This is a genomic window from Dyadobacter arcticus (assembly GCF_011762185.1).
Lineage (GTDB): Bacteria > Bacteroidota > Bacteroidia > Cytophagales > Spirosomataceae > Dyadobacter > Dyadobacter arcticus.
The window spans coordinates 788,401-804,325 of sequence record NZ_JAASQJ010000003.1 but is presented as its reverse complement, the minus strand read 5'-3'; the positions used below and the strand labels follow the sequence as shown (position 1 = coordinate 804,325).

Sequence of the window (15,925 nt, the reverse complement as noted above, 5' to 3'; positions counted from 1 at the left end):
CTGCCCTGACAATAAAAGTTGCAGGAGCAGGATCAGAAAATGAATTTAGAACCGGCTATAATACGATCACATCAAATTTAGATTTTAGACTTAACCAGTCCCAAAGCTTCATTAACCCAAAGCTGGTACATCTTTCCTGAAAAGTGAAGATTATCGCTGGCAATCATGGAGGGATCGTTCAGCGCTGTCCGGGAAATGGGTGTAATATCAATAAAAAGAATTTTCTCCTTTTTGCATTCTTCTTTTGCTACGCTATTGAAATTGTTAATCTCCTTTGCGATGGATTCGCGATTGGCTGTGCCATAAGGGGTTACGCCCCAATCAGGAATGGACAATACAAATACATTTTCTTTTTCGCCGCCTGCGTATCCAATGCTCTTTATCAATAACTCATGAAATTCCGTCCGGAACTCTTCCAGGCTTCTTCCCCGATATTGATTGTTGACGCCTATCAAGAGCGATACCATATCATAAGGTTTCTCCGGGGTGTAATTTTGAATGGCGTTGAGTAAATCCCTGGTTGTCCAACCTGATCTTGCGATGATGTATGGCGATTGGACAGGTTTACCAGATTTGTTTAGCGCATCAGCCAGTAACACGGGCCACCTTTGCTCCTGCGGAACACTTTCTCCAATGGTGTATGAATCGCCTAAAGCCAGATAACTCGCTCCGCTTTTATCACCGTTACCTTGTTTGGAAGGAGAGGGGTGATTGTTACAGTTCCCAAGTAACAGCATTAACGCAAGAAGGGATGTAGAGGCTTTCATAACACCATATACCTTGAATAATAGCATTCAGATCATTTCACGCAATTTCTAACAGTGTAAAATTTTATTATGAATGAAAAATCTCGATTTTACCCACTAAGCCATCACCGCGATGAGTTTTAATGCAGTTTGTCCAAGTGACTGATTTCCCGTAATCGAAATGGTTTCCAATGCTTCGGCAGGTGACATTGCCTTGGTGAACAACTTCCAGGCTGTATCTGCTGGTAAATGGATTTTTGATGATGCTTCTCCAGTAAATTCCTTTTTAAGTTGCCAGCCTTCCTCACTTTTGATCAGATACCAATGCATTTCCTCGCCTAATAATATACAAATGTTCACAGCGGTGCCATTGGGCGCGTCGGTTGTTCTGTAAGTATGCGGAAGTCCATGCAGAAATGTTTCGATCAAGGGGTAAAATAGGGTTTTCGTCATGATACCTGGCTTGTTCACAGCCTCGCGGATTTGTTGCTGATGATGCCATTTCTCGGTGTATTCTCTTGCGATGTGAAACCAGTTTTTCGAAACCTGCTCCCCGGCCCAGGCCACTGAAAAGATTGCGTCGGCATCCAGGTCCTGCGTGCGCATAATCTCAGAATATTGCTTACCAGTTGTTTCGAGCAAGTCAATCAAAACTGCCGGGCTGAGCCTCCTGGTAGCTTTTACCCAATCCGCATTGAACTCGTTGAGATAAGCGACCAGATCAGAATAGGAATGGATTTCTCGGTCCGGAGCTACCTGATGTTGGTCCCGCATCGTAGAAATAGTCCTTAAATTGCCATCAAGCAAATGTGTTGCTACATCTTTTACAGTCCAAAGCTTGGCAACGGTTTTTTTGTTCCAATCATCCGGCGAAAGAGATTTCAGAAGTTCAATAAGTTCTTGATCCAATAATGGAAAAAGGGAGGCGGTCTCGATCATTATGATTCGTTTCTTTTCTGGGCAATGTTAAAAATTTATTATGAAAAAAGTATTTTTTTCCCCTCCTCATCGCTCAATTTGGTACTTTTGACCCTGGTTTAAGTAGGAGCCGGGTAACATTTAACTATTTAGAGGAGGTTTGCCCGGCATATTAAAGAAAGAAATAATGACGTATTGTTTAGGAATAAAAGTAAAGGAGGGATTGGTTGCAATCGCTGACACACGGATCACCGCAGGTACCAATACTACGGTCAAGAAGAAAATGTACATTACCCAAAAGGATAATTACTCCATGTTTATCATGACGAGTGGCCTTCGCTCGGTCCGGGACAAAGCAGTACATTATTTTGAAGAATTGATTACGGAAGGCGTAACTTATAACAAGCTTTACAAGGCTGTAAATGCGTTTGGTGAACAAATTAAGCGGGTGGCAGATGAAGATAAGGCGAACCTGGAACGTTCGGGTTTGAAATTTAACCTGAACACTATTGTTGGAGGCCAGCTCAAAGATGACGTCGAGCATAAGCTGTTCCTATTGTATTCGGAAGGCAATTGGGTGGAGCTTGATGAAGGTTCCCCATATGTTATTATTGGAAACTCGGGGCAGGGCAAAGCGATCCTGAACCGTGTGCTGAATGAGAACTCAACGATGAAACAGGCATTAAAAGCCGGTTTCCTATCTTTCGATTCCACACGGGTTAGTAATAATGATGTTGATTTTCCGATTGATGTGGTGCTTTATAAGAAAAACAGCTTTGCGATTGTTGAGCATCGTTACGAGCAAAAAGATTTGCAGGCCATTTCGGAAATGTGGGCAAATAAATTAAAACAAGCGCTCGACGACATTCCGGAGGAATGGATGGATCAGAGTTTTGACAAGATCCCGGAAGTAATTATTAAATAAGAAATACCTGTTCCAAGTTAGCTTGGTTTTACATCCTTCCCCTGCCTTTTGGCAATAGATAGCAAGAGTGCTGGCAGCAATATCAGGTTGGTACACATGGCAACCAGCAATGTGATGGATACCATGACGCCCATGGCAGCGGTACCGCCAAAGCTGGAAGCGGAGAAAATGGAAAACCCGCAGAACAGGATTACAGCGGTGTAAATCATACTTAACCCGGTGCCGTAAAGAGATCTGGTAACCGCATTCGATGGGCTTAGTCCATTTTTATACAATTCTTCCCGATACCTCGTCAGGAAATAAACGGTACCGTCGGAGGCGATACCGAATGTAATGCTGAAAATGAGAATAGTGGTTGGTTTGAAGTAAATGTCAAAATAGCCCATAATGCCAGCTGTCAATGCCAGGGGAATTAAGCAGGGTAATTTTGAAAGTAGGATGATTGGGACAGAGCGAAAAAGCACCATACCAACAATGGCGATAAGGCCAATTGCAATCGCCAGACTCTCGTACAGATTGCTCAACAGATAATCGTTGCTTTTCAGGAACACCAGGCTATGACCTGTGAGACTAACCTTATATTTTGAGGGGTTGAAAATCGAATCGACTTTTGGACGAATTTGCTGCATTAATACCTTAATGCGCTCAGAACCAACATCCGCCATCTGAAAACTCACCCGGGTCACACTTTTATCATCATTCAGAAATGCATTAATCTGTTTCGTGGCTCCCTGTTTTCCCTGGACGTAATTGGTAAGTTTGTTGAGTTCCAAAACCCCAGGCAGAGCGTAGTATTTAGAATCCCCGCCACGGTAAGCCTGATAAAGAAAACGGGAAGCTTCGGCCACTGACAGCGGTTTTGAAAACTCAGGAAACTTGGCCATTTCGTTCTGAAAAGACCTGATCTTATACAATGCTTCGGCTTGATCAGCGAAAATTCCGTTGGGCTGTTTGGTATTAATCATTACTTCGAAAGGCAGAACACCATTAAAGTTCTTTTCAAAGAAGCGCAGATCTGTATACACCACATCCTTTTTGGGAAGATCGTCCACTACATAACCGATTGTTTTGATCTTGGTCATTCCAAAAGCCGAAACGATAATCATGACCACCATAGCAATGTAGATTTCCTTTCTGCGATGGTGAACGAGGAAATTAATCTTTCTCAAAAAGCCCATAGCCCACTTGCCTTCCAAATGCTTCAAATGACGCGCTTTTGGTATGCTCATATAATGCAAAGTAATTGGAAGCAATACCAGACAAAGTACATAAGTGACCATGACGCTGATCGCCGCCACAACACCAAACTCTACCAGCAAAATGCTGTTTGTGAAATAGAATACCCCAAAACCAATCGCGGTGGTCATGTTCGCCAGAAAGGTAGATAGCCCAATCTGACGGATCATTTCCTTCAATGCTTCATCTTTATTACTGTGCGCAACAAGCTCGGATTGATATTTATTGATCAGGAATACACAATTAGGAACGCCGATTACAATCAGCAGCGGTGGAATCAGACCAGTTAATGCAGTGATTTTATAGTCGAAAAGATGCAATATCCCTACGGAAAATACGACGCCAATCAAAACCACGACAATTGAAAGAATTGTGAGGCGGAGTGACCGGAAGAATGCCCAAAGTATCAATAACGTCACGAAAACAGCGAGTCCCATGAATAACTCCATTTCATGAGAGATTTTCTTCATATTAATAGTCCGTATATAGGGCATACCTGAATAATGCAGGTCGGTCTCATACTTTTGGGCAAATTTCTCAGCAAGCGCTTCAATGTCACCCACAATGGTCAGACGGCGTTTGGAATTAAGCTCCTTGTCGTTGAAGGTTACAATGATTAGCGTAGCACTGCTTTTGCTGTTCAGGATAAGCCCTTCATAAAACGGGAGGTTCACAATTTCCTTTTTAATGCTGTCAGCTTCTGCCTGCGTAGATGGAATTTGTTTGATTACCGGAGCGAAATCAAAGCGGGAAAGGCTGTCATTCCTCACAATTTTATTGACATTAGCCAGCGACAGCACATTCTTAATTCCTTGTGTAGCCTTGATTTCCTGTGAGAGCTTACACCAGTCGCGGAATTTATTTACTTCAAAAAGCTGCGGATCCTGCCACCCGATGACCATTACACTGCCATCTTCACCGAATAATTTTCTGAAATCCTGGTACTCTTTTTCGACGGGGTCATTGGACGGTAAAATCCGGGCGAAATTATAGGAGAGTTCGATTTTGCTGGCTTCAAAAGCCATGAAGACTGTTGTAATTAATACTATGGCAACCCACGCCAGCCGGTAACGGATAATGTAAGTTGCTATTTTATTCCACATATATGATGAATCAGGTTACCGCAAAAAGTTGCAAATATTAAGAACAGAGGGGGAAAGAGGCTTTTTGAGAAGGTTAAATACCTGCCATTCTTTCCAAATGATGGTATTCAATACCAAAGTATTTCTTGGCTTCATTTATTTTATCAAGGATCATTTCCTTGTCGGCTGTATTTCTATGATCTTTCACGCCAACGATCATTACATTTTTTGGTGTGTGCGCGTCGGAGATAAATTCAAAAACTTTTGTTTTATATCCAAAATATTCAAGAACCATTGCCCTGATGCCGTCGGTTACCATTTCTGCCTGCCTTTCCAGAAAAATTCCGTATTTGGTCAGGAATTGTATATCGTTCTTTGCCTTGTTTTTTTCAATCTCCCGGCGAATTTGTTTGTGGCAGCATGGAGCTACCACGATCAACTCGGCACCGGCCATAATTCCTTTGTAAATAGCGTCATCGGTTGCAGTATCGCAGGCATGTAGCGCAATCAGAATGTCGGTACCTGCGCTATCAAATGCGTCAATAGTTCCCTCTTTAAAATGAAGATTACTAAAATTAGCGTTCCAGGCAATACTGTTGCATAAGTTCACCAGATCAGGCCGGAACTCGATGCCCGTCACGTCCGCACGGACATTCAATACGTTTTGGAGATAATCATACAATGCAAAGGTCAGATATCCCTTTCCGGAGCCCATATCCGCCACTTTCAGCAATTCTTTATTTGGAATTTCCTTAATCAGGGTGCTGAGGATTTCGATGTAGTGATTAATCTGTCGGTACTTATCCTGCGCGTTTTTCAGTACGTTGCCCTGATCGTCTGTTACTTTTAAAGCCTGCAGGTAACCTTTTCCCTGAGGAGTAATCGGCCGGTTTTTCGCTTTGTCGTGATCTTGTGACGGTATTTCGCGGACCGTTGTTTCCGTCTTTTTGAAAATAACTTTTTTGTTATTTTGGATTTCAAATTGCAAATCGAAAGTACTGGTAAGGAGCGTTGCAACGTGAAAGTGAGCACCAATCAACTCGCTTAATAAATCTTTTGCCTCATCAAAAGCGTAATTTTTAACAATATCCCTGGTCTTGTAACGATATGTAAAGCTGAGCTTCTCCTCCCGCTTGATCAGGACTTTTTTGACGTAGATATTTTTGAGATTTTCTTTCGTGCCCTTGTAATTGCCCAAAGAGAGCTTATTAAAGGAATTTTCCAGAAGACTTTGCTCTAATCCGGATATAAATTCCAATACCTTTTCGGTGATGTCCATGCGTGCTTTGTTCTTTTCCTCTATGCTAACGGCAAAAAGCATTGTACTGTTTTAGGGTATCGCATTCTAGCGGGTGATGACTTTGGGTATCTCTATTTCAACCCTGGTACCGCTTTTTTTCTCGTTCAGTATTTGAATTTTTCCATGCACACTTTCTACCCGGCTTTTCACATTTTTCAAACCAATACCCTGCCGCGATGCATCAATGATACCCACGCCGTTGTCGCTTACAGTCAGTGAAATGGTTTTGAGATTTTCGGTGAGGTCAATGGTCGCATTATTCGCTCCGGAATGTTTCATAATGTTGTTGGTCAATTCCAGGACAATGCTGTAAAGTTCAAATTCGATCTTGTTGTTAAGCCGGTTATTCAGTCCGGAAAGATTAAATTTGAAATCAATGTTTTTGTTCTCATTTAGTTTATCGATGAGCCGGTTTAATGCCATGATCAAGCCGTGTTCTTCCAGTTCAGCGGGCATCAGGTTGTGCGAAAGACTGCGTACTTCACGATAGGCAGAACCAACCATCTGGTGTACACTGTCGTAAATCTTCTGTTCTTCCAGCGAAAGCACCTTTCTGTCAATCCCATACAAATACCAGTTGAGAGAGGCCAGCGTTCCGCCCAAATGATCATGAAGCTCTGCGGCAACACGCTTACGTTCAATCGTTTGCCCCTGAATCATGGCTTCCCTGATCTCCGCGTTTTTCCTCCGTAATTTCTTATTGTTGAACCAGAGAAATGTGGCAAATGCGATGATAAGGCAAGAGAAAATTGTTAAAACGGTCTGTATATTCTTTTGCTCGCTGATAATTTTCTCCTGAATTGCCGAATCTTTAAGTTCATTTTCATAGGTCAGCTGATACATGGTGTGTTGGCGCTCCACATACTCGTCGTGTACCATCCGCCGGTTGTGGCTTACCATTTCGTTGTATGCCAGTGCCTCCTTGAACATTTTCTTGGCCTTGTAAGCCCTCGAAACGGTTTCCAATGCCCAATTCGTCTGCTGCGTAGAGTGGTAGATCTTAGACTGCTCGAAGGCTTTTAATCCGGTTTCAATCGCTTTATCATATTCCCCTTGTTTATAATAAGTGTTACTAAGATCATTCAGCGTATTTAATTCACCATACCTGCTATCTACCTTTTTAGAAAGTTCAAGGCTTTGTTTAAAATATTGCTCCGCTTTGGAAAACTCTTCGAGCCTCACATTCATATAACCCCTGCTCTGAAGTACCGTAGATTTTCCCCAATCGGAATTCAATTTTCCAAATATCTGGTAAGCCTGGTCGTAGTAGCGATTTGCTTGCTCATATTTGCTTTTGTCGCGGTAGTGATTTGCGAGATTTTCGATGGTCAGGGCGCGGGCGCTGTCTGCTCCGAGATCTGTAAAAATCTTAATCGCCTGGTCGTAATTGATTCTTGCTGAATCCCATTGTCTGTATTCGGAGTAGCTTTCTGCCATAAAACGTTTGGCATGGGCCGTGTACAGCGGCATGTTCAATCGCTTGGACAGTGTCATCGTTTCATTGGACAATTCACGAAGAATATCATAACTCCCGTCGAGCAAATAGTAGGTGCTTAATAGATTGTAGGCCAGTATTTTGCCTTTACTCCACTGATGTTTTTGGGAAAGAAATAAAAGGTGTTTGGCATAATACATTGATTTCTCCGCATCAATAAAGAGATAAGCAGCTCCTAAATCGTAATATTCGATGATCGTCAATGTGTCTTCCGCAAAGTTCTCCTTCGGTACGGCTTCCTGAGTCTCGGATTTTGACTTTGAATTCCCCGATGAGGTACATCCACTTCCGGATAGAAAAGCGCAGAGAAAGAAGAAAATGAGAAGTCTCCAGAGATCACTCATAACATCCTGATACCATGCCGGCAATATTTCCGAAAGAACCGGAAAGAGTGGAAGAATTTCATGGTATTCGTTGAGATACGGGGTTTTGCAATCCAAATATAAAAAATCAATCCTAAACCCTACCGGATATTTGTGATTGTAATGTATATCTGAATTTGATAAGATGCAGCTTACGAATGTTTACTCACGTAAACATTATCTTTAATGTAGTAGCGATAGGGAAGGTCAACACCGACATTAATACCGACGCGTAGAGAAGAAACGATCTCGAAACCTTCTTTCATTGGAGGCGTAATAAATATGGGGCCTTCCGACAAATGAAGGTTGTTGTGCACGGCACGTTCAATACCCATTGCCTTGACCAGCTTTCCAGGGCCTCTGCAGAGTTCTACATTGCTGATTTTTTTGTTTTGTATCGGCCTGATAATTTTGCCGGGAACGATCAAGCGGCGCAAATACATCAAATCCATTCCTCTCGTGGGCTGTAAAGCGCGTATCAGTACGGCTTCTCCAATGTCCTCCTGATTGCTGACCACATTAAAGCATTGGTACATGCCGTAAATCAGGTAGATGTAAATGGTGCCGGCAATCCCGTACATGGGTTCAGATCTCACGGTTCGCCTGTTGTAAGCGTGTGAGGCCGGATCGTTCTGCAGGTAAGCCTCTGTTTCGACGATGATCCCGCTGGTTAACCCATCGGGACTGTCGTGGACCAGTTCGCAGCCCAATAGTTTTTGGGCAAGTAAGCAAGTATTATATTTTTGGAAAAAAGAATGCGATAACCTCCCGCGCGACATTCGCCTAGATAATGTTCATGGTTTGTTCCTTGATCTTTTCCAGCTCATCCTTCATCTGTACCACCAGGTGCTGGATGGACACGTCATTTGCCTTGGAACCGATGGTATTAATCTCTCTTCCGATTTCCTGGGCAATGAAGTTAAGTTTTTTACCATTGCTTTCCGAAGCTTTCATAGTTTGAATAAAATAGGTAAGGTGATTAGCCAAACGTATTTTTTCTTCTGAAATATCGAATTTCTCAACGTAGTAAATCAACTCCTGCTCAAAGCGGTTTGGGTCAAAATTGTCGTCAGATAACAATTCCCTTACTTGTTTTTCTAGCCTTTCGCGCACCGCTGGAATTCGGAGCTTATCCTGGTCAGCCACGCCGTCCAGTAACGTCTGAATCGTTTGAATGTAGTCTCCAAATTTATCCGAAGTCATTTTGCCCTCTTGCTCCCTGAAAACGTTGCATTTGCGCAGGGCCTCCATAACAGCTACTTTGACCTGCACCCAGTCATTTTCTTTACCCGAATCATCAACCGTTTCGTTGTTATATGCATTTGGCATTTGGAGCGCGATACGCAATAACTCAGTTGTATCCGGCGCAAATCCAAGGTCATTGGCCGTTGATGTCAGGTCGTGATAATAAGCTGAAACCAATTGCCGATTGACGGAAGTAGAAGCTATTGTTTTTCCAATAGGCTGCACCGCCAGCGTGAACTCCACCTTTCCGCGTTCCAGTGATTGCGTGATAAGGTTGCGGATTTCAATCTCTTTTTCTGAATAGTTTCGGGGTATGCGGCAATAAATATCCAGGAATTTTGAGTTCAGGGTTTTGATTTCAACGGTTACATTGATGGAATCAGATTCGATATTGGATACACCGTACCCGGTCATTGATTTTAGCATTTTTATTAATTGTTAAATCGTTGTTTTCCACCCGATTTGGCCGGATGCTGACTTTCGGATGGTTGGGGTTTGGATACTAAAGCATTTTGCTCCATTTCAGCATCAAATATCCTGAATCTTGAAATGTCACATGCCGTATAAATGGCCCGCAGCAAGGAGCCTGGTTCAGCGAGGTTTTTACCGGCGATATTGTAGGCAGTCCCATGGTCGGGCGAAGTCCGTACCACGGAAAGACCAGCTGTAAAATTCACGCCTTCATTAAAAGCAAGGGTTTTGAAGGGAACCAGCCCCTGATCGTGGTACATCGCCAGTACTGCGTCATATTGTTTGTATGTTCCCGCAGCGAAAAAACCATCTGCAGGAAATGGACCTACCACCAGATTTCCTCTTTCCTTAAATGTTTTGATAACCGGCTGGATGATTTCGATTTCCTCATTACCCAGCAGGCCATTTTCGCCAGCATGAGGATTAAGTCCTAGAACCGCCAGACGTGGTTTTTTTATGCCAAAATCCCCTTTCAACGATTGCAGGATTTGCTCGATCTTGGCACTAAGCCTTTCCGGGGTGATATGGGACTTAACTTGTTCAAGCGGAATGTGCCCCGTCAAAACGCCAACCCTCAAATCGTCTGATACCATAAACATCAAGGCATCCTCTTTTTCAAAAGCCTGTGCGAGATACTCTGTGTGTCCCGGGAATTTGAACGTTTCGCTTTGAATGTTGTCCTTATTGATCGGGCCTGTCACGAGTGCCTGGATTTTGCCCTCTTTCAGGTCTTCTACTGCACGTTTCAGAGAAGCTAATGAACCCTGACCTGCCTCTGCGGTAATTTTGCCCGGCTCGATTTCGGTCTGATGGTCGTGCCAGCAGGTGATGACGTTTGTTAACTTGGGGTTCACCTGGTCTGCCTTCTGAATACCGTGAAGCGCCCAGTCTTTCATTTCCAACAGATTTCGGTATTGATTCAAAACTCTCAGGGAGCCATAAATAATAGGTGTGCAAAGCCGTGCTAACTGATTTCCTTCGAGTGCTTTAAGGATCACTTCGGGCCCTATGCCATTGTAATCGCCAATTGTAATTCCTATAATGGGTTTATCGATATGTTGGTCGTTCATGGAGGTAAAATGCTGTTGAATCTATTCTGCGGAGTAATTCTATATTACTTTTGCCAAAAGTTTGACCGGCAAGTTACAAAAAATCCTTTGCTCACATGAAAATCCTGATTGCAGACTCCATGCATCCGTCTCTTTTTAAAATGCTTGACGATCGGGGCTGGAAGTTCGACTATCATCCCGAATACAATCGAGAAGAGATTAAATGGGAATTACCTTATTTTGACGGTTTGATCATTCGGAGTAAAACCTATCTGGACAAGGCAATGCTCTCCGGGGCCAGCAATCTCAGGTTCATTGCCAGGGCAGGAGCGGGCCTGGATCTCATAGATCTGGATGTAGCCGGCGAAATGGGGATCAAAGTGTTTCATGCAGGAAAAGGAAACCGTGACGCTGTTGCTGAGCATGCTTTGGGAATGCTGCTGGCCCTTTTTAACAATATCCTGAAAGCAGACCGAGAAGTTCGTAAAGGAACCTGGGAAAGAGAGGGAAACAGGGGCGTGGAGCTGATGAATAAGACGGTCGGTATCATTGGCTATGGTAACAATGGGACCGCCATTGCACGACGATTAAGTGGATTTGGATGTAAAGTGCTTGCTTACGATAAATATCGCGACAATTATGGAGACGCATTTGCGGAAGCGTCTTCTTTGGAGCAGATTGTGACCGAAGCCGACATTTTGAGCCTGCACATTCCACTCACTGAAATAAGCCGCTACTTGATTGATGAGACTTTCATTCGGAATTTCGTAAAGCCATTTTACCTGATTAATCTGTCCAGAGGTGAAATCGTGAAGTTGGATGCGCTGGTGGATGGTTTAAAAAGCGGAAAAGTCAAAGGGGCTTGCCTGGATGTATTAGAGAATGAAAAGATAAAAAAGCTTACTCCTTCGCAGCAAGAAGCGTTTGATTATTTACGGGCGTCGGAAAAAGTAATACTAACGCCGCATATCGGAGGTTGGACGCAAGAAAGTTATGTCCGGATCAACCAAGTTTTGGTGAAGCAGATTGAGGAAGGGCTATAAACAAAAATGCCGACCAATGGTCGGCACGTTTGCATCTATTAGCCATGAAAAATAAAATACTTATTTACCAAGTGTACCGCGAAGTGCACGTGGGATCTCAACTGATGCGATTGGGTTACTTGCGGCTGTCAATATAACATAATTTTCAGCTTTAACTGCACCAACTTTCACAGATTTTCCTAAATCAAGATCAGTGATATCAACATTTACATAGTCTGGAATGTTCTCAGCCAAACCTTGTACCCGCAATTTACGCAATTTTTGGTTCATCTTACCACCTTTCATTACCCCCGAAGAAGTACCTGTCAATTTTACAGGCACATCGACCTTAATTTCCTTACCATCAACTACCTGCAAGAAATCCGCATGGATAAGCGAATCGTTTACGGGGTGGAATTGTTTTTCCTGAAGAATGGCATTATATAATGTACCCTCGATGTTCAACGTAACGTTAAAAATATCCGGCGTGAAAAGCAACTCGCGGAACAGCATAGACGGTGCATAGAAATGTACCTGCTCGTTTCCACCATACAGCACCGACGGAACATAACCCTGTGAACGTAATTCCTGGGCTTCCGTCTTGCCGAGATTCGCTCTTTTAAACCCTACAATCTCAAGACTTTTCATAAGAATATTTAATAATAAGTTTAAATAAAATAAAATTTACTGATAATTTATAAATAATGAACTAATAGATTCATGGTCGCGAATACGGCCTATCGCTTTTGCAAATAACTCTGCAACAGACAATACGCGTATTTTATCATTGTGCTGCTTCAAAGGAATTGTATCTGTAACAATCAATTCCTCCAACACAGAATTGGCAATATTTTCATGTGCCTTACCCGACATTATGGCATGGGTGCTAATCGCCCGAACCGAACTTGCCCCTTTTTCAAGAATCAGTTCTGCGGCTTTGCAGAGTGTTCCGCCGGTATCAATAAGGTCATCTACCAAAACTACATCCATACCCTCCACATCACCGATCACCTGCATGCTTGCAATTTCGTTGGCCCTTTTCCTGTGCTTATCACAAAGGATCATATCCACATTCAAAAACTTAGCAAAATTTCGTGCCCGCGCCGCGCCGCCCATGTCGGGAGATGCGATCAATAAGTTTTTCAGGTTCAGAGATTTAATGAAAGGGACAAAAATCGATGTGCCTTCAAGGTGATCAACAGGTAAGTCAAAAAAGCCCTGGATCTGGCCTGCGTGCAGATCGATGGTAATCAACCGATCTACACCGACAGAGGTGAGTAGATTGGCAACAACTTTGGCCGCAATTGCTACCCGCGGCTTATCTTTTCTGTCCTGTCTGGCGTAGCCAAAATACGGAAGGACGACGGTCACATAATGGGACGAAGCTCTTCTAGCAGCGTCGACCATTAACAGCAATTCAAATAAATTGTCGGCTGGCGGAAATGTGGATTGTATCAAAAAAACATCACAACCGCGAATGGATTCTTCAAAGCTTGGGGATAACTCTCCATCACTAAATTTGCGTAAAGTGTAGCCTCCCAGCTCCTTACCATAATACCTGGCAATGTCCTTGGCCAAATACTCGGACTGACTTCCCGAAAATATTTTTACTGTATTAAATGAACCCATGGACAGACTAAAATTTCCGCAAAATTAAAGAAAATCAGTTAAATACGATTATATCTTTCCAAAAAGATATGATAAAGTTGAATTATAAGCCAACCTACCAGTAACCCAATCAAAGCACCAATCACAATATCGGCTGGATAGTGAACGCCAACATAAACCCTGCTATATGAATAAATGCATGCCCAGACGAAAAGAAGGCCAATATATTTAACATTTGGCCTCAATAAGGCAAACCATGTGGTCGCAAGTGCAAAACTGGTCGATGCATGTGAGGAGGCAAATCCATATAATCCGCCACACCCGGTCACCTGATGCACCATACCTTGCAATGTTGGCTCATGGCATGGCCTGAACCGGATGAAGTATGGTTTCATAAGTCCCGAAGTGATCTTATCGGCAATTACGACGGAGATCAAGACAATTAAGATGGTTCCCAGGCCTCTTCTGGCGCCTGGTTTCATGGAGAAGAAAACTAAAATCAGGTACATGGGTACCCAGGTGTATTTGAACGTGATCCAGTACATCAGGGTATCCATCCAAGGGACGTGATGGCCATTGAGCCAGAGAAACAGCTCCTGATCAGAGTGGATCAATGTATCAACAGCCTCGGTCATGAACTATAACCTAGAATTTTACGGACTTTTTGAATGGTCTGCTGTGCAATTTCGCGGGCTTTCATCTCTCCGTCAATTAAAATGGCCTCCAATTCATCATCGTTTTCCATATAATAGTTGAAGATGCGTCGTGGTTCCGCAAATTTTTCCAGCATGCATTCCAACAAAGCTTGTTTGGCGTGCCCGTAACCGTAACCGCCTTGTAAGTAGTCATGACGCATGGTTTCAACTTGGGCCTCGGAAGCGACTAAGCTATATATCTTGAATGTGATATCCGAGTCCGGGTCCTTCGGCTCTTCGAGTGGAGTCGAATCAGAAACGATTTTTTTGAGGACTTTTTTCAGTTCGTTTTCGGGAAGGAAAATGTCAATGTAATTGTGATAAGATTTACTCATTTTTTGCCCGTCAATACCAGGAACGGTCATCACTTTTTCATCGATCTGGGACTCAGGCAGCACCAGAATTTCTTCCCCAGCCAGCAAATTGAAACGGCTGGCAATGTCCTTGGTCATTTCCAGGTGTTGTTTTTGGTCTTTGCCCACCGGAATGATGTTGGCGTTATAAAGTAAAATATCAGCAGCCTGCAAGGCAGGATACATAAAAAGGCCAGCATTGACATCCGCCAGCTTTTCAGATTTTTCCTTGAATGAAGTGGCATTTGCCAGCATTGGGAACGGCGTGAAGCAATCCAGGTACCAGGCAAGTTCGGTATGTTCCTGAATGCGAGATTGACGCCAGAAAACATTCTTTTTTACATCAAAACCAAATGCAAGCCAGGCAGCTGCGATCGCTCTTACATATTCCATACGTTCCGGCCCGCTCTTTAAGGAGACGAGAGAATGAAGGTCTGCTATAAAAAAGAAGGATTCGTTATTTGGATCTTTGGAAAGCTCAATGCCTGGCAGAATGGCTCCCAAAATATTACCTAAATGCGGCCTTCCGCTACTTTGAATGCCTGTAAGAATTCTGGCCATTTAAAATTGTTTGCAATTACAGATTTGGAACTAGGATGGCAGCTTCATAGCATACAGCAAGTTATATTTTATAAGGAGCGTCAGCCGTTTTCAATCGCCAAAATTCGTTAAATTGAATCACAAAACGTAGTAAATTTGAATTTTATAGCTTCATTAACATACGATGGATTCCAAAACACTTCACTTTTTAAGTCAATTAGCAGAAAATAATAACAGGGACTGGTTCCAGGAAAACAGGAAGTTATACGATGCGTCAAAGGCGGATATGGAGCAATTGGTAGGATACCTTATTACAGAAGTTGGCAAATTTCAGGACCTTGGTAATCTGCAGGTAAAAGAGTGTTTGTTACGTATCAATCGGGATATCAGGTTCTCCAAAAATAAAGCGCCATATAAAAATAACCTGAGTGCCGGAATCGGTCCGGGAGGAAAGAGTTCTGGAAAAATTGACTATTATATTCAGGTGCAGCCACATGATCAAACATTTATAGGTGGAGGAATGTGGGAAACGACGACCGAGCAGCTGGCCCGATTTCGTCAGGAAATCGACTATAATGCGGATGAATTGAAAGCCATTATTAGTAAGGATGATTTTCGGGAATACTTCCCTGAAATACACGGTGAGGTTTTGAAAACAACGCCAAAAGGCTACTCAAAGGAACATCCGGAAATTGACCTTTTAAAACACAAGCAGCTTTTTTTTATACATAAGTACAGCGATAAAGAGGTAGCCTCCAGGGACTTTGGAGCAATGGTTTTAAAAGGAATCGGACTCCTTAAACCTTTTACCGATTATATGAATTATGTATTGTATGAACATGCCGCTGAGCATTGATTTTCCAGTCTGACCAGTCTTT

Annotated in this window: 15 protein-coding genes; 3 read left to right on the top strand and 12 right to left on the bottom strand. The window is 43.0% G+C overall.

The features are described from left to right. Window positions 1–77 precede the first annotated feature (77 nt). Window positions 78–794 carry an SGNH/GDSL hydrolase family protein gene (locus FHS68_RS16910; protein WP_229211936.1) on the bottom strand — a complete coding sequence of 239 codons (717 nt, stop codon included), beginning with the start codon at window positions 792–794 and terminating at the stop codon, window positions 78–80. A 69-nt stretch (window positions 795–863) separates the two neighbouring features. Next, a complete protein-coding gene (locus tag FHS68_RS16905; protein ID WP_167272220.1) occupies window positions 864–1,685 on the bottom strand; it encodes a maleylpyruvate isomerase N-terminal domain-containing protein in 822 nt (273 codons plus the stop codon). 166 nt (window positions 1,686–1,851) lie between these two features. On the opposite strand from FHS68_RS16905, the gene FHS68_RS16900 reads away from it, so the two are divergent. Then, window positions 1,852–2,589 (top strand): proteasome-type protease, encoded by a 738-nt coding sequence (locus tag FHS68_RS16900; RefSeq protein WP_167272218.1) that lies wholly within the window; start codon window positions 1,852–1,854, stop codon window positions 2,587–2,589. 17 nt (window positions 2,590–2,606) lie between these two features. Here FHS68_RS16900 and FHS68_RS16895 read toward each other — a convergent pair whose 3' ends face one another. From FHS68_RS16895 to pdxA, 6 genes are all read right to left on the bottom strand, one after another. Next, window positions 2,607–4,928, bottom strand: a complete 2,322-nt coding sequence (locus FHS68_RS16895) for an efflux RND transporter permease subunit (protein ID WP_167272215.1) — start codon at window positions 4,926–4,928, stop codon at window positions 2,607–2,609. 73 nt (window positions 4,929–5,001) lie between these two features. After that, complete coding sequence (locus FHS68_RS16890; protein WP_229211935.1) at window positions 5,002–6,228, bottom strand: class I SAM-dependent methyltransferase; 1,227 nt, start codon at window positions 6,226–6,228, stop codon at window positions 5,002–5,004. A 24-nt stretch (window positions 6,229–6,252) separates the two neighbouring features. Next, window positions 6,253–8,046, bottom strand: a complete 1,794-nt coding sequence (locus FHS68_RS16885; protein ID WP_167273360.1) for a tetratricopeptide repeat-containing sensor histidine kinase — start codon at window positions 8,044–8,046, stop codon at window positions 6,253–6,255. Between the two features lie 170 nt (window positions 8,047–8,216). Continuing rightward, entirely contained in the window at window positions 8,217–8,843 is a 627-nt protein-coding gene (locus FHS68_RS16880; RefSeq protein ID WP_167272213.1) for a DNA-3-methyladenine glycosylase, read from the bottom strand. A gap of 4 nt (window positions 8,844–8,847) precedes the next feature. Beyond that, a complete protein-coding gene (locus FHS68_RS16875; RefSeq protein ID WP_167272211.1) occupies window positions 8,848–9,735 on the bottom strand; it encodes a YicC/YloC family endoribonuclease in 888 nt (295 codons plus the stop codon). A 5-nt stretch (window positions 9,736–9,740) separates the two neighbouring features. Beyond that, window positions 9,741–10,850, bottom strand: coding sequence for a 4-hydroxythreonine-4-phosphate dehydrogenase PdxA (gene pdxA, locus FHS68_RS16870; protein WP_167272208.1), 1,110 nt, complete (start codon window positions 10,848–10,850; stop codon window positions 9,741–9,743). A gap of 95 nt (window positions 10,851–10,945) precedes the next feature. Between pdxA and FHS68_RS16865 the strand changes: the two genes are divergently transcribed. Continuing rightward, a complete protein-coding gene (locus tag FHS68_RS16865; protein ID WP_167272206.1) occupies window positions 10,946–11,872 on the top strand; it encodes a 2-hydroxyacid dehydrogenase in 927 nt (308 codons plus the stop codon). A gap of 60 nt (window positions 11,873–11,932) precedes the next feature. Here the strand turns inward: FHS68_RS16865 and FHS68_RS16860 are convergent, their stop codons facing one another. The 4 genes from FHS68_RS16860 to trpS are packed head-to-tail and all read right to left on the bottom strand — an operon-like array spanning window position 11,933 to window position 15,068. Beyond that, window positions 11,933–12,499: a 50S ribosomal protein L25/general stress protein Ctc gene (locus tag FHS68_RS16860; RefSeq protein WP_167272203.1), complete on the bottom strand. Its 567-nt coding sequence runs from the start codon at window positions 12,497–12,499 to the stop codon at window positions 11,933–11,935. Between the two features lie 36 nt (window positions 12,500–12,535). Then, window positions 12,536–13,480, bottom strand: coding sequence for a ribose-phosphate pyrophosphokinase (locus tag FHS68_RS16855; protein ID WP_167272200.1), 945 nt, complete (start codon window positions 13,478–13,480; stop codon window positions 12,536–12,538). A gap of 38 nt (window positions 13,481–13,518) precedes the next feature. Then, entirely contained in the window at window positions 13,519–14,094 is a 576-nt protein-coding gene (locus FHS68_RS16850; protein WP_167272199.1) for a phosphatase PAP2 family protein, read from the bottom strand. Continuing rightward, entirely contained in the window at window positions 14,091–15,068 is a 978-nt protein-coding gene (gene trpS / locus FHS68_RS16845; RefSeq protein WP_167272197.1) for a tryptophan--tRNA ligase, read from the bottom strand. The genes FHS68_RS16850 and trpS overlap by 4 nt, the downstream gene beginning before the upstream one ends. A 163-nt stretch (window positions 15,069–15,231) precedes the next feature. Here trpS and FHS68_RS16840 point away from each other — a divergent pair, with 163 nt between their 5' ends. After that, the gene (locus FHS68_RS16840; protein WP_167272194.1) at window positions 15,232–15,903 is read left to right on the top strand and encodes a DUF2461 domain-containing protein; all 672 of its coding nucleotides are present in this window, start codon (window positions 15,232–15,234) and stop codon (window positions 15,901–15,903) included. The last annotated feature ends 22 nt before the right edge of the window (window positions 15,904–15,925 follow it).